The organism is Aeromonas sp. S16(2024) (assembly GCF_041403065.1).
In the GTDB taxonomy this organism is placed as follows: domain Bacteria; phylum Pseudomonadota; class Gammaproteobacteria; order Enterobacterales; family Aeromonadaceae; genus Aeromonas.
Genome location: NZ_JBGLQX010000004.1, coordinates 29827 through 43920 on the forward strand (window position 1 = coordinate 29827; position 14094 = coordinate 43920).

The window sequence follows — 14094 nt, forward strand, 5'->3', positions numbered from 1 at the left end:
CAAATGAGGACTTATCATAGAGCACTCATCCCGCTCACATAAGGTGCCTCATGAGATTCCATCGCACGCTGCTTTCCTTACTCCTTTGGCTGCTGCTGCCGCTGAACGCCTATGCCGATCCGGCCTTCTATCGCATCAGCAAGGGCAGTGAGCAGCACTGGTTGCTGGGGTCCATCCACGCGGGCAAGCCCTCCCTCTATCCCCTGCCGGATCCCGTCGAGCGCGCCTGGCAGCAGAGCCGCGCCCTGGTGATGGAGGTCGACATGACCCACATCAGCCAGGCGCAGTGGCAGGAGATGGGCGCCATCACCCGGCTGGTGGACGGCAAGACCCTCAAGGATCACCTGCCCATGGATCTCTACCGCCGCACCCTGATCGCCGCCGGTCAGAACGGCCTGAACGAGAGCATGCTGGCGCCGCTGCGCCCCTGGTTTGCGGCCATCACCCTGACCCAGGCGGCCCTGGAGCGCACCGGCTATCGCGGTGAATTCGGGGTGGATCAGCACTTCGCCAGGCGGGCAAACGACGGCGGCAAACCCATAGTCGGACTGGAGACCCTGCTGGAGCAGCTCGGCTATCTGGCGAGCGTCGGTGACAACCAGACCCTGATGCTGGAAAGCACCCTGGATGAGCTGCCTGAGCTCGAGAAGGGGTTCACCGAGGTCATGGCGGCCTGGCAGAACGGGGATCAGGCCACCCTGATCAACCTACTGAAAGAGGAGATGGCGCCACCCAAGCTGCAAGCCTGGCTGGAGCAGACCCTGCTGGCGGAGCGCAACCGCAACTGGGTCAAGAAGTGGCCCGGTCTGCCAAACGAGAGCTTTATCGTGGTAGGGGCCCTGCACCTTTATGGCGAACAGGGCCTGCTCGCCCTGCTGGAGCAGCAGGGCTGGCGCATCACGCCGCTCACCGAGCCCGCAGCGGCAGACTAAGTCCGCCAGACCTGCGCCCTGCCGCCGTGCGGGGCGCCGGGTGCGAGGCCGCTCACAGAATGGGTTGCCGATTAAACAACCACAAAGGGACTTGATCGAGATCATCTCATCCCACCCAAAGAGGTATCTATCATGCCTGTCATCGCGCAATGACAGGAGTGAACGAGATGGAATTCTGGATGAACCTGATGTTCGGCAACAGCGTGGGGCTGATGTCCATGCTGGTGATTATCGGCACCTTCCTGCTGATCAGCGCCTATGCGGTCTATTTCATCTACAAGGTGATGCACGCCGAGCCGCCGAAAGAGGGTCAATAACCCGACGGCGACACCAGGTGCGGGCCCCTGAGCCCGCCGCGCCCCCGCCATTCTAAGCACAGGCCTGGCCCGCTATAATGCCCCCTCATTCTCATGCGGGGAGCCTGCCGTGTCTCATAACGACGAACTCTCACTGTTCCTGCAGGAAGTGGCTGACGTGCGGCCGCTGCGCAGCGACCACATAGCCCCCAGCGCGGGCAACAGCCTGCCGACCGAGGCGCAACTCGCGCGCCGCCATGCCGCCACCGCCGAACAGCTCGCTCTGGATCACCTCAGCATGGAGGCTGTCCCCATGCTGGACCCCCACGACATCGTCGGCTTCAAGCGCGACGGCGTGCAGGAGGGGGTCTACAAGAAGCTGCGGCTCGGCAAGTACGAGCTGCAAGGCTCCCTCGACCTGCACCACAAGACCATCAAGGAGGCGCGAACCGCCCTGGTGCAGTTCATTGCGGAGTGCGAAGTGCGGGACATCCGCTGCCTGCTGATCCTGCATGGCAAGGGGGAGCGCAGCACCCCGCGCGCCCTGCTCAAGAGCCATGTCAGCGCCTGGTTGCCGCAACTGCCTGCGGTGATGGCCATCCACAGCGCCGAGCGTCGCCACGGCGGCAGCGGCGCGCTCTATGTGCTGCTGCGAAAGAGCGAGCGCAAGAAGGCCGAGAACCGCGAACGTCACCAGAAGCGCCTCGGCTGACCGCCTGAGGGTGGCCCCCGCCTGCGGCACAGTGCTAGCATCGGGCAGCCCCGATCATGCCAGGTACGGGGTGCATACCATCAGGGACGATAACAAGGACAATCCCATGTCATACCAGAAACTCGAACAACATCAGCAACAACTGCACCGCCTCTCCCACCTGTCCGCCATCTGCGGCTGGGATCAGGCCGCCATGATGCCGGAGGGGGGCAACGAGGCCCGCGCCGAGGCGATGGCGGAGCTCGGCGTGCTGATCCACCACAAGCGCACCGCCCCCGAACTCGGCGACTGGATTGCCAGGGCCGAGAGCGAGCCGCTGGACGCGACCCAGCGCGCGAACCTCGCGGAGATCAAACGCCACTGGCAGGATGCGAGCCTGCTGCCGAGCGATCTGGTGGAGGCACTATCCTTGGCCGGCAGCAAGTGCGAGCACGCCTGGCGCCGCCAGCGCAAGGAGAACGACTGGGCGGGCTTTGCCCCTAATCTCGAGGAGGTGGTGCGCCTGTCGCGGGAGGTGGCGACCTTGCGCGCCGAGGCGCTCGGGGTGCGCCCCTATGACGCCATGCTGGCGCTGTACGAGCCCGGCATGACGAGCGCGCGGCTGGATCAGATCTTCGGCGATCTCACGAGCTGGCTGCCCGGCCTCATCCAGACCGTGAGCGAGCGGCAGAAGCGCGACGCCATCCTCACCCCGAAGGGCCCCTTCCCGGTCGCGACACAGCAGGCGCTCGGCCAGGAGGTGATGGGGCTGCTCGGCTTTGATTTCGCCCACGGCCGGCTCGACGTGAGCAGCCACCCGTTCTGCGGCGGCGTGCCGACGGACGTGCGCATCACCACGCGCTACAACGAGGACGAATTCGTCTCCAGCCTGATGGGCATAGTCCACGAGACGGGCCACGCGCGCTACGAGCAGGGCTTGCCGCGCCATCTGCTCGGCCAGCCGGTCGCCGAGGCGCGTTCCATGGGCATTCACGAGAGCCAGAGCCTGTTCTGCGAGATGCAGCTCGGCCATCACCCCGCGTTCCTTTCGCAGATAGCGCCGCGCATCCGCGCGCACTTTGGCGAGCAGGCCGCACTCGCACCGGCGAACCTCGAGAAGCTGTACAACAGGGTCGAGCCCGGCTTCATCCGCGTCGATGCGGACGAGGTGACGTACCCGGCGCACGTCATACTGCGCTACGAGCTGGAGCGCGATCTCATCGAGGGGCGCATCGAGGTCGCGGACATCCCGGCGCTGTGGGACGGCAAGATGCAGCAGTGGCTCGGGCTGTCCACCCAGGGCAACTACCAGAATGGCTGCATGCAGGACATTCACTGGACGGACGGCTCGTTTGGCTACTTCCCGAGTTACACGCTCGGCGCCATGTACGCGGCGCAGCTGCGCTTCGCACTCGAGCGAGAGCTCGGCGACATGGGCCAGCTCATCGAGACAGGTCGCCTGCCTGAGATCTTTGGCTGGCTCGGTCGCCACATCTGGTCCCAGGGCAGCCTGCACGGCACGGACGAGCTCATTCGCCGCGCGACTGGCGAGGCACTGAATCCGCAGTGGCTGCGCAAGCACCTGGAACAGCGCTACCTGAAATAACCGCTCCCGGGCGCGACCCTCGTCGCGCCCGCACTTCCCCCTGCCCCACTATTTTTGCTATCCCTGTCCGTTTTTGGCTAGTCACCCCTCTCGCCCCCGCTTAGTCTCTGGGACATGCCCACAGAAATCCGAGTCATGCCATGAACACAGCGCCCCCCGTCCCATCGCCCCAGGACGAGATCATCCCCGGCCTCACCCGCGAGCAGTGCCATGCCGCGCGGCTCGCGCGAGACGCGCGTTTCGACGGCCGCTTCTTCACCGGCGTGCTCTCCACCGGCATCTATTGCCGCCCCATCTGCCCTGCGCGGGCGCCGCACGAGCACAACGTGCGCTATTTTCGCTTCGCGGCGGCGGCAGAGCAGCACGGGCTGCGCCCCTGCCTGCGCTGTCGCCCCGAGCTCGCACCGGCGCAGAGCGGGGATCTGCCGCCCCTGGTCGCCCAGGTGCTGGCGCGCATCGAGCGCGGTGAGCTCGCGGAGCACAGCCTGGGCGCGCTCGCGGCGCAGGCCGGGATCACGGAGCGCACGCTGCGGCGCCAGTTCGAGCAACACCTCGGCGCCTCGCCAAAGCAGGTGGAGCAAACGCGCCGCCTGCTGCTCGCGAAGCGGCTGCTGACAGAGACACATCTGCCCATCACGGACGTCGCGTTCGCGTCTGGCTTTGCGAGCATTCGCCGCTTCAACGACGCCTGGCAACAGGCGTACGGGCTGACGCCGGGCGCCCTGCGCAAGCGGGAGGGCGGTACGCCGGCGCAGACGCCGCAGGCTAGCCTGCAGTTGCAACTGATGTATCGCCCGCCGTTCGATGCGCAGGCCATGCTCGCGTTCTACCGGCTGCGCGCCATTCCGGGGCTGGAGCGGGTGGATGAGCACGGCTACGAGCGCCGCCACCGGGTCGGCGAGCAGGAGGGGCTGGTTCGCATCGAGCCCCTCGAGGGGGAGAGGCTCAGGCTGACGGTGCAGGATCTGCCGCCGAGTGCGCTGCCGGACATACTGTATCGCGTGCGCCGCATGTGGGATCTCGATGCGGATATGGTGCGCATCGGCGAGCAGCTCGGGCAGGATCCGCTGCTGGCGCGGATACAGGGGCGCTGGCCCGGGGTGCGGCTGCCGGGGGGCTGGGACGAATACGAGGTGATGCTGCGCGCCATCGTCGGCCAGCAGGTGTCAGTCAAGGGCGCCATCACCATCATGGGGCGCCTGGTGGCACGCACCCTGGCGCAGTTCGGGGTGGCGCAGCTGCCCACCCCGGCCCAGCTGTGCGCGCTGGATCTGGGCGGCATCGGCATGCCGGGCAGCCGTATCCGCACGCTGCAGGGGCTGGCCTCGGCACTCGCGGGCGGCGCGCTCACCCTTGGCAGCGCGAGCGACGAGCAACTGCTCGCGCTGCCGGGCATAGGCCCCTGGACAGTCGCCTACTGGCGGCTGCGCTGCGGGCTGGACACAAATGCCTTCCCCGCCTCGGATCTCGTGCTGCAAAAGGCGCTGGGGGGCGGCACCAAGCTGCCGGTCAAAGAGGTGGAAGCGCGCAGCGCCCCCTGGCAGCCGTGGCGCGCCTATGCCGCGAGCTGGCTGTGGCACGCCATGAGCGAGCAGCCTGCGCTGCTGACAGATCCGGCCCGGAAGCACCCGGACAACGACCCCAAGGAGACAACCCCATGATCCGCTACGATATTCTACCCACCCGCTGCGGCGATCTGCTGGTCGCCATCGATGAGCAGGGGCTGGTGCACGTGGACTTTGTGGCAGGGCTGCGGCCACTGCCCGACATGAGCGACTGGCGGCAGGACGGCGAGGCGCTCGCCCCCTTTCTCGCCGAGTTTCGAGACTACTTCGCGGGGCGGTTGCAACGCTTCACGCTACCGCTCGCGGCGCGGGGCACGGCGTTTCAGCAAGCGGTGTGGCAGGCGCTGTGCGACATTCCCTATGGCGAGACCCGCAGCTACGGCGACATCGCCCGCGCCATCGGCAAGCCGAGTGCGAGCCGCGCCGTCGGGGCCGCGAACGGTCGCAACCCGCTGTCGATCATAGTGCCCTGCCATAGGGTGATCGGCCAAAGCGGCAGCCTGACCGGCTATGCGGGGGGCCTGCCCATCAAGCAGGCATTGCTGCACCTCGAGGGCATCACCACCTAAAGCGCCACATCGGCCGGGCACCGCGGGCAGGCTGCCCAGACCCTATGCTTGGAGAGGCGAGACCATGATGGCCTCGCCCCATTGAACGGGTCGTTCAACTCGCAAAGGAGAGTGCAGATGAAACTCATGCATGCCGTCGTTCTCTCGCTATCGGCTCTGCTGCTGGTCGGCGTCCCCGCCCGGGCCGAGTCGACCGTGGTGATGACCAAGGCCGATCTCAAGTGGAAGGACATGGGCAACGGCATCGCCGCCGCACCGGTATCCGGTGACATGGCCACGGGGCAGAGCCGGTTCTTCCTGAAATACCCGGCTGGGCTGGTGACGCCGAACCATCATCACGACACGGATCACTATGTGACCCTGGTGTCGGGCGCCATCACCCTGACGGTCGCAGGCAAGGAGTACTCCCTCGGCCCCGGCGATTACTTCGCCCTGACCGACAAGCAGCCCCATGTGGCCAAGGTGGAAGGCAGCGAGGATGCGGTCTTCTTTATCCAGGCCGATGGCCCCTGGAACCTGGTGATGGAGAAATAACCGGTGTGATCCCAGGCGGGGCCCCTCGGCCCCGCTTCAGGAGGAAGGACGGCTCTGCCGGCTCAAACCTGGCCAGCATGGCCGTCGGGAGAAGGTCAAGGGCCATCGGGGCCAGCCCCTTGCCAGCCCCGCTCTTGCCGTGGAAGGTTCGACCCTAGCGCCCCTTGCTCAGAGCCGCTTTCAGGGCCGGATTGAAGACCCGCTTGAGGGAGGCGGGGTTGTTCACCAGCTTGGCCGCCGGGCGGCGCGGGCGCCTGACCAGCTCGCCGCCGCAGTTCGGGCAGGTCAGGTGCAGATACTGATCGTTGCACTCGGCGCAGAAGGTGCACTCGAAGGAGCAGATATAGGCAGTTGCCGTGTCGGCGGGCAGATCACGGTCACAGCATTCACAGTTGGGTCTGAGCTCAAGCATGGGCAAGATCCTGAAGCACAAGGGGAAACGGGAAAGCGCGCGGCTCAGTCGACGATAAAGAGCCGGGCGCCCTGTTCGCTGTAGGATCTATGGGGCTCGGCGTTGTCCGCCACCTGATAGCTCATGCCCGCCGTCAGGGTGAAGACGCGACCATCCTGCAGCTCGGTGTGCAGCTCCCCCTCGAGACAGAGCAGCACGTGCCCCTTGCTGCACCAGTGATCCGCCAGATAGCCGGGGGAGTACTCCACCATCCGCACCCGCAGCGCCCCGAACTGCTGGGTGTGCCAGCGGGCGACGCCGCGTTCCCCCTGGTGTTCGGTCGGCGGGATGTCGGCCCAGCGGGTCGTGCAAAACGGTAATGCATTGATGTTCATGACAGCTCCTTTGTCTGCAGAGAGAGGTATCGAGGAGGCTTGCTCGCCACCACGGGATATCCGTGATCAGGCAAACCCCCTCCCAGCCCCATACTGCCATCAAATCCGCTGTCGCCCTATGCCCACACGGGCAGCCATCACCCCTTTAGGCTACCCATCACCTGCATCTCGCAGCGATGGCAGTCGAAACGCAGGCGGAAGGTATCCTTGCCCATCTTGAGCTCCAGCGGCTCGGCCTTGAGGCCGGGCACCTCCTTCGGGCAGAGGTGCTGGCTGTAGCGAATGCAGTGCTTGGTGATCATCAGCACCACCTCCCCCTGCTCCTTATTTGCCTCATAGGCAGGGGCGATGCGCCCCACCCCGTGCTCGCGAAAGAACTGCTCCGCCGCGCTGTTCAGCACGTTGCCAAGGTAGGAGAGGCGATGCTGGGGATAGGTGGCGCCTCGCAACGGGATGCGCCGCTCGGGTCGCCGGTAGGCGGCCAGACGGGCCGCCTCCAGGGCGGCTATGGCGTCCCGGCGCAGGCCGTTGAGCATGGATGCAGCAATGAACAGGGGAGAAGTGAATGCCAACTCAATCTGGCGCGCCACAAACAGGGTGTTGCCAAGTTTGCCGAGCTGGTCGCGCGCCTGTTGCAGCGCCCGCGCCGGGTTGTCGGCCGGCTGCTTGTTGCAGGGGAGCGTGACGGCAGCGCCTATGCCCTGCTCGTCGACCAGTTCGAGTCGCAATCCCTCGTCGCACTCAGAGAGCCGCATATCGACCCGGATCCGGCGATCCGCGCTCGGCTTCTCCAGCAACTTGCTGAAGGCCTGATCGTGGTTGCGGAAGATCTCGGCACCGACCTTGAGCCCGGGTACAGGCTCCGACAGCAGTAACTGCTTACCGTCCACCTTGTTCAGGCGCATCCCCACCAGCTCGCCCCCCGGCTTGAAGAAGCCAAGGCCGTCGCCGTTGTTGAGGCTCACGGGTTTGCCGTCGATCTCGATGCCGTCGCGGGTCACCCTGCTGACGCGGCCCAGGGGTTCACCCACATATTTCGGGCTCCTGGTGGCGTCTATCCCCGGCTGGCGGCCATGGAGGAAGTAGTCGGTGCTGCCCCGGTTGAAGCTCTTTTTGGGATCCGGTGTGAAACCGTAACTGCAGCGACCGGCGGAGGCGGCCACCAGATCGGGGCGGCGCTCGAGAATGGCGTCCAGCTTCTGGCGATACCAGGCGGTGACGTTCTTGACGTAATCCAGCCCCTTGAGGCGCCCCTCAATCTTGAAGGAGCGGATGCCCGCGGCGATCAGCGCCTCCAGGTTCGCGCTCTGATCCATGTCCTTGAGGGACAACAGGTGGCTGTTCTCCACCAGCACCTCCCCCCTTGGGGTTTGCAGGGAGCAGGGCAGCCGGCAGAGCTGGGCGCACTCGCCGCGGTTCGCGCTGCGGCCGGTGCGGGCGTGGCTGATGTTGCACTGGCCGCTGTAGGAGACGCAGAGGGCGCCGTGGATAAAGAACTCCAACTGCACCAGGGTCTGGGCGCTGATGGCACGGATCTGCTCGAGCGAGAGTTCGCGCGCCAGCACCACCTGGGAGAAGCCCACATCCTGCAGGAACTTCACCTTCTCCGGCGTGCGGTTGTCGGTCTGGGTGCTGGCGTGCAGCGCTATGGGAGGAAGGTCGAGCGCCAGCAGGCCCATGTCCTGCACTATGAGCGCATCGGCCCCGGCCTCGTAGATCTGGTGGGTCAGGCGCCGGGCCTGCTCCAGCTCGTGGTCGTGCAGCAAGGTGTTGAAGGCGACGAACACCTGAGCGCCGAAGCGGTGGGCGTGGCGCGCCAGCGCTTCGATATCCTCGAGGGAGTTGCCCGCCGCGCTGCGGGCACCGAAGGCGGGGCCGCCCATGTAGACGGCATCGGCGCCATGGTTGATGGCTTCGATGCCATAGGCGAGGTTCCTGGCCGGAGCCAGCAGCTCGAGGCGGTTAGTCTGGGTGTGATCCTGCATGGGTCTGGTCTGAAGGCGGACGAGAAATGCCCGTCACTCTAGCGAGACCGGGCGCCCCCTGCCTTGATCCCGCTTAAGATCACCGCAGAATGCAGGATTGACCCGGTACAAGGACAAGCACATATGGCTGCCCCCTCATCCCCAGCCCTTCTCCCGCCAGGGGAGAAGGGCTGGGGATGAGGGGCGACTACGCTGGCACCCGACGCGGGTCTAGATCACCACCTTGAGCGCCAATCCCAGCAGCACCAGGCCGCTCACCTTGTCGATCACGAAGGACTTGGCCTTGAGCCAGGTCAGCACAGGCCCGCGGGAGAGCACCAGGGCCACCAGCACGTACCAGAGCGCGTCTATGCCGCCGGCGGTCAGCATCATGATGCTCCCCTCGCGCCAGCCGGTATCGGCGTGCACGAACTGGCTGAACAGGGCGATGAAGAAGATGGCGAGCTGGGGGTTCAGGAAGGCCACCATAAAGCCTTCGAACGCCCCCTGGCGGCCACGGGCGCCGTGCACCGTCTCGTCGGCAGCGTCGCCACTGGCGGGCTTGGCCAGCAGCGCCTTGATCCCGAGCCAGGCGAGGAAGGCGGCGCCGCCGTAGCGGATCAGATCAAACAGCAGCGGGGTCTGGGTGATCAGCAGCGAGAGACCCAAGGCCGTGATGAGGGCGTAGATCCCCACCCCCAGGCCGTGGCCGAGCGCCGTGGCCACCCCGTGGCCCTGCCCTCCCTGCACCGTATTGCGGATGATCAGTGCCAGGCTGGGCCCCGGACTGATGGCCCCCATCACGCAAATGGCGGCGAGCGCCAGCCAACTCGTCATTTCCATACCCTTTCCTTCTCTAGTCGAATGTCTCTACCTGGGATCAGGGTAGGAGGCGGCCAGCTATGCCAGAAGTGAAAGTTATGAATAGAGTCCATAGCCAACGGCTATAGGCTGGCATAACAAACTGTCCTAGCGGAGGTGATCCGCCTTCAGATCCAGCTGCTTGCGGCTCTCCCCCAGGGTGCGCTGCAGGTGATCCCGCAGGAAGGGGTAGGCCAGCTCGCGAAACCAGCGGTGGGCCGGATCCAGGTGGTGGCGCTGGTGCCACAGCAGATGATACTGCTGCACCCGGGTGGCGAAGGGCAGATCGCAAAAACTCAGGGCGTGCTCCCGGGAGAGCTGCCAGGCGATGTGGGCCGGGGTGGTCATCAGGCAGTCGGTGCGCAGCAGCACCTCTACCGCCGCCTGGAAGAAGGGCACCCGGGCAAACCAGCGGCGGGAGAGCCCCAGGGGCGCCAGCACCTGCTCCACCGGGCTGTCCTTGTCGCCGCCGCCGCTCACCTGCAGATGAGGCCAGGCGAGGTAGTCATCCAGGCTGGGCGCCGTGCCCGAGAGCGGGTGGTGGCGCCCCATCAGCATCACCAGCCTGTCCTCCCCCTGGTGCAGGCCCCGGATCTGATCCGGCACCAGTTCGGTGATGGTGGAGACCAGATCCAGCTCGGACTGCCACAGCTGCGGCAGCTGGCGTTTGTCCCACAGGCTGTACTCCAGCGCCGCCAGGGGGGCGGCCCTGGCCAGCGCCGCGCAGATGTCGGGCAGGATATGCTGGGCCACGTAGTCGGAGGAGGCGAGCCGAAACACCCGCTCGCAACGCTCGGGGGCAAACTCGGGCGCCGCATAGAGCCGCTCCAGGGCACCGAGAGAATCGGCAAGCGCCGCCGCCAGGCTCTCGGCCCGCGGCGTCAACAGCCAGCGCTGTCCCTCCCGCACCAGCAGCTCGTCACCAAACTCGCTGCGAAGCTGGCCGAGCTGCTTGCTGATGGAGGGCTGGCTCAGATGCAGCAGCTCCGCCGCCCGGCTGATGTTGCGGGTCTCCAGCAACACCTTGAGGGTGGGCAAGAGGTTGAGATTCGCTTTGTGCACTGACAACACCTCGGGAAGGGAGAGCCTGGGTCGGGCTCTCATCTTAAGACATGGAGAAGCGGGAATTTAAGCAAAATCACCACCTTGTTCCCCCTGCGCCCCCTTGCGCTCCCCTCCTCGCGGGATGACACTGGAAAACCTGTACGACATAATTGCGCACTTTTCCGCCCGCGGGCGATCCACAACAAGAAGCGATAACAAGATGAAATACGCCAATATCACCGGCTGGGGCAAATGCCTCCCCCCCGCAGTGCTGACCAACGATGACCTCAGCACCATCATGGATACCTCGGATGAGTGGATCTATCCGCGTACCGGCATCAAGGCCCGTCGGGTCTCCCACGTCAGCACCCAGGCGCTCGCCACCCTGGCCGCCCGCCGCGCCCTGGCCTGCGCCGGCCTGGACGCCGGTGAACTCGATGGCATCATACTGGCCACCGCCACCCCGGGCACGCTAGTTCCCAATGGAGCCTCTGCCGTGCAGCAGGCCCTGGGCGCCCACAAGGCGGCGGTGTTTGACCTCAATGCAGCCTGTACCGGTTTCGTCTATGCGCTCTCGGTCGCCACCTCCCTGGTGCAGACCGGCATGATGCAGAAGGTGCTGGTGATAGGCGCAGAGCGCCTCACCCAGTTGCTGGACTGGGCCAAGCGCGACACCGCAGTGCTGTTTGGCGACGGCGCCGGCGCCGTGGTGATAGAGGCGAGCGAGCAGAAGAGCGGCCTGATTGCCAGCAAGCTCGGCTGTGACAGCGAGGCGCGGGAGATACTGCACGTGCCGAACTTCGGCACCGATCGGGTGCGTTTCGCCGACATCGACGGTCTCTTCACCTTCAACTTCGAGGGGCAGGAGATCTTCAAGCGCGCCGTGCGCGGCATGGGCGAGGCCACAGGTGCCGTGCTGGCCCAGGCCGGCATAGCCCCCGAGCAAGTCGACCTCATAGTCCCCCACCAGGCCAACGTGCGCATCATAGAGACCCTGGCCAAGCGGATGAACGCCCCCATGGAGAAGGTGATGGTCAACATAGAGCAGTACGGCAACACCTCCGCCGCCACCGTGCCCATCGCCCTGTGCGAGGCGCTGGAGCAGGGCCGGGTCAAGCCAGGCAGCCACCTGCTGACCGCCGCCTTCGGTGCCGGCCTGACCTGGGGCGCCGCCCTCATCAAATGGGGCGAGCGCGTCACCCCCCTAGGCCAATGTGACGAGGAGCTGCCCTCCTGCGAGCAGAGCGCCCTCGAGCTCATCGCCCACGCGGTTCAGGGCTGCCAGCAGGCACGCACCTCAGACGCCTGAGCCTCGCCACTGCCACCCTTTCCCGCATAAAAAAGAGGAGCCCATCGTGGCTCCTCTGTCCATGCCCTCCCTGCCGGCCTCCTCGGACATCGACATAAAAGTCATTGAAAAGCGTGAATTTTGAGCGAAACATATCAAAAAATAACCAGTTGACACTTTTTTGTCGTCAGAATGCGGCCTAGGGGTTCACAAGCTTGCCGGATCTGGTAGTATGCGGCCTCGCACTTGGGGAGGGGTTCCCGAGCGGCCAAAGGGATCAGACTGTAAATCTGACGGCTCTGCCTTCGAAGGTTCGAATCCTTCTCCCTCCACCATTCAAGTGCGCCAAGTAAGTAAAAAATCAGGAAAATACCCCGTGGAGGGGTTCCCGAGCGGCCAAAGGGATCAGACTGTAAATCTGACGGCTCTGCCTTCGAAGGTTCGAATCCTTCTCCCTCCACCATCTTCCTGCATTGCGTGAAAGGCCTGTAAAAAGTAGTACCCCTGTGGAGGGGTTCCCGAGCGGCCAAAGGGATCAGACTGTAAATCTGACGGCTCTGCCTTCGAAGGTTCGAATCCTTCTCCCTCCACCATCCTTCAGAAAACCCGGCCTGGCGCCGGGTTTTCGCTTTTCTGGAAAGACTCCATTCGGCACTGTCAGATCTGACAATTGCCCTGCCCCCGATTTTTCGAAACAGTGGACTCCTCACCGTCAGGAGCCGCCTCACATGTTTGCAATCTGGGATGAAACCGGCCAGGAGCAGGGCTTGAGCCTGCCCCAACTGCAGCAACGACTGCGCCATTATCAGGGTGACGTCATGGTGCGCTATCTCAACCGCCTCGGCCTGTCGACGACCCTGTTCCTGACCATCCATCAGGGCCAGGCCTACCAACGCTTCAAGGCCGGCACACCGCCACTGGACTGGGAGTGGCTGGCCCAGGCCATGCATGGCACGCCCCTCCTTGATGCCGGAGACCATCAGCTGGAACACGCTCTTCGTTGACACCTCACCCGACCTCCCTTGAGCCCGTTTCATCACGGGCCCCTGCAGCCTGACGGATCTCCGTCGCGGCCCTCCAGTCCGGCCCCTGCCCACTCGAGTGGTCGGTTGATTATCAGACAATTCCTACAGCTGCCGGGTGGCTGCGCCCTGTATTATGCGCAGCCATCCATCGCCATCAGGTGAGAGCCATGTTTGCGTTCAAAGAAGAGGATCCGATGAGTGCCATGGCAACGATGGCCATGGCGGATGTCGCCGTTCCCTTTTACCAGCCGATCATAGGTCGGGACCGTCAGGTCAAGGGGTATGAGGCGCTGGCCAGGCGCTGGGATCCGGTGGCCCAGTGTTACAAAGGCATCGATTTTGCCTCCCTCAACCAGGACGAATCCCTGCATCTGGATATCGTCATGCTCAGGGCCATCATGAGGGATCTGCCTGTCCTGGCGAAGGGGGGGCCCTATACGCTCTCCATCAACCTCAACCCGGCGCTCTCCAGCCCGACCTATCAGAACCTGTTGCTGCTGGTGCTGGTGCAGGCACGCAAGGTGGGGATCGACATCTGGTTCGAGGTGCTGGAATACGCCCGGCTGGAGAGCCAGTACAGGGAGTTGATAGAGGTGCTGCGCGCCCATGGCGCCCACATCGCCTGCGATGACTTCGGCTCCCTGGAGTGCAACTTTCAGCGCCTGATGGCCCTGCCCTACGAGGTAGTCAAGCTGGACCGCTCCCTGCTGCTGCAGGCGGCGCGCACCTCTCACGCCTTCAAGATGCTGGTGGGTCTGGTGGCCTACCTGCAGCGACTCGGCATGGCCGTGGTGTGCGAAGGGGTGGAGACCCAGACCCATATCGAGATAGCGAACCGACTCGGCTGCGACTATCAGCAGGGCTACGCCTACGCCATGCCCTCCCCCCTCTCCCGCTGGTCCTGAACGGAGCGCTGGGCCTTGAAGGGGGAAA

Annotated in this window: 15 protein-coding genes and 3 tRNA genes; 13 read left to right on the top strand and 5 right to left on the bottom strand. The window is 65.1% G+C overall.

Annotated features, from left to right (window positions below; all coding sequences use genetic code 11):
• Window positions 1-50: 50 nt before the first annotated feature.
• From ACB030_RS04345 to ACB030_RS04375, 7 genes are all read left to right on the top strand, one after another.
• Complete coding sequence (locus ACB030_RS04345; RefSeq protein ID WP_371158323.1) at window positions 51-932, top strand: TraB/GumN family protein; 882 nt, start codon at window positions 51-53, stop codon at window positions 930-932.
• 167 nt (window positions 933-1099) lie between these two features.
• Complete coding sequence (locus ACB030_RS04350; RefSeq protein WP_081805766.1) at window positions 1100-1249, top strand: DUF3149 domain-containing protein; 150 nt, start codon at window positions 1100-1102, stop codon at window positions 1247-1249.
• Window positions 1250-1358: 109 nt separating this feature from the next.
• Window positions 1359-1940, top strand: coding sequence for a DNA endonuclease SmrA (gene smrA / locus ACB030_RS04355; protein WP_371158326.1), 582 nt, complete (start codon window positions 1359-1361; stop codon window positions 1938-1940).
• Between the two features lie 106 nt (window positions 1941-2046).
• Window positions 2047-3525 carry a carboxypeptidase M32 gene (locus ACB030_RS04360; protein ID WP_371158328.1) on the top strand — a complete coding sequence of 493 codons (1479 nt, stop codon included), beginning with the start codon at window positions 2047-2049 and terminating at the stop codon, window positions 3523-3525.
• A gap of 140 nt (window positions 3526-3665) precedes the next feature.
• The gene (locus tag ACB030_RS04365) at window positions 3666-5186 is read left to right on the top strand and encodes an AlkA N-terminal domain-containing protein (RefSeq protein WP_371158330.1); all 1521 of its coding nucleotides are present in this window, start codon (window positions 3666-3668) and stop codon (window positions 5184-5186) included.
• A complete protein-coding gene (locus ACB030_RS04370; RefSeq protein WP_371158332.1) occupies window positions 5183-5659 on the top strand; it encodes a methylated-DNA--[protein]-cysteine S-methyltransferase in 477 nt (158 codons plus the stop codon). Before ACB030_RS04365 ends, ACB030_RS04370 begins: the two co-directional genes overlap by 4 nt.
• Before the next feature lie 117 nt (window positions 5660-5776).
• Window positions 5777-6193 carry a cupin domain-containing protein gene (locus ACB030_RS04375; protein WP_371158334.1) on the top strand — a complete coding sequence of 139 codons (417 nt, stop codon included), beginning with the start codon at window positions 5777-5779 and terminating at the stop codon, window positions 6191-6193.
• A 154-nt stretch (window positions 6194-6347) separates the two neighbouring features.
• On the opposite strand, the gene ACB030_RS04380 is transcribed toward ACB030_RS04375, so the two are convergent.
• From ACB030_RS04380 to ACB030_RS04400, 5 genes are all read right to left on the bottom strand, one after another.
• On the bottom strand, window positions 6348-6605 hold the full coding sequence (locus ACB030_RS04380) for a DUF1272 domain-containing protein (protein WP_171272476.1): 258 nt from the start codon (window positions 6603-6605) through the stop codon (window positions 6348-6350).
• A gap of 44 nt (window positions 6606-6649) precedes the next feature.
• The gene (locus ACB030_RS04385) at window positions 6650-6979 is read right to left on the bottom strand and encodes a DHCW motif cupin fold protein (protein ID WP_371158336.1); all 330 of its coding nucleotides are present in this window, start codon (window positions 6977-6979) and stop codon (window positions 6650-6652) included.
• Between the two features lie 137 nt (window positions 6980-7116).
• Entirely contained in the window at window positions 7117-8964 is a 1848-nt protein-coding gene (locus tag ACB030_RS04390) for a U32 family peptidase (protein WP_371158338.1), read from the bottom strand.
• Between the two features lie 210 nt (window positions 8965-9174).
• A complete protein-coding gene (locus tag ACB030_RS04395) occupies window positions 9175-9786 on the bottom strand; it encodes a LysE family translocator (protein WP_371158340.1) in 612 nt (203 codons plus the stop codon).
• A gap of 126 nt (window positions 9787-9912) precedes the next feature.
• A complete protein-coding gene (locus tag ACB030_RS04400; RefSeq protein WP_371158342.1) occupies window positions 9913-10866 on the bottom strand; it encodes a LysR family transcriptional regulator in 954 nt (317 codons plus the stop codon).
• A 202-nt stretch (window positions 10867-11068) separates the two neighbouring features.
• Here ACB030_RS04400 and ACB030_RS04405 point away from each other — a divergent pair, with 202 nt between their 5' ends.
• The 6 genes from ACB030_RS04405 (at window position 11069) to ACB030_RS04430 (ending at window position 14066) form a co-directional block, all read left to right on the top strand.
• Window positions 11069-12157 carry a ketoacyl-ACP synthase III gene (locus ACB030_RS04405; protein WP_371158344.1) on the top strand — a complete coding sequence of 363 codons (1089 nt, stop codon included), beginning with the start codon at window positions 11069-11071 and terminating at the stop codon, window positions 12155-12157.
• Window positions 12158-12386: 229 nt separating this feature from the next.
• Window positions 12387-12471: transfer RNA gene (locus ACB030_RS04410), tRNA-Tyr, on the top strand.
• 43 nt (window positions 12472-12514) lie between these two features.
• A tRNA-Tyr gene (locus ACB030_RS04415) sits at window positions 12515-12599 on the top strand.
• Window positions 12600-12644: 45 nt separating this feature from the next.
• Window positions 12645-12729: transfer RNA gene (locus ACB030_RS04420), tRNA-Tyr, on the top strand.
• Window positions 12730-12864: 135 nt separating this feature from the next.
• Window positions 12865-13140, top strand: a complete 276-nt coding sequence (locus ACB030_RS04425) for a hypothetical protein (protein WP_205641153.1) — start codon at window positions 12865-12867, stop codon at window positions 13138-13140.
• Window positions 13141-13328: 188 nt separating this feature from the next.
• The gene (locus ACB030_RS04430) at window positions 13329-14066 is read left to right on the top strand and encodes an EAL domain-containing protein (RefSeq protein ID WP_371158346.1); all 738 of its coding nucleotides are present in this window, start codon (window positions 13329-13331) and stop codon (window positions 14064-14066) included.
• Window positions 14067-14094 lie beyond the last annotated feature (28 nt).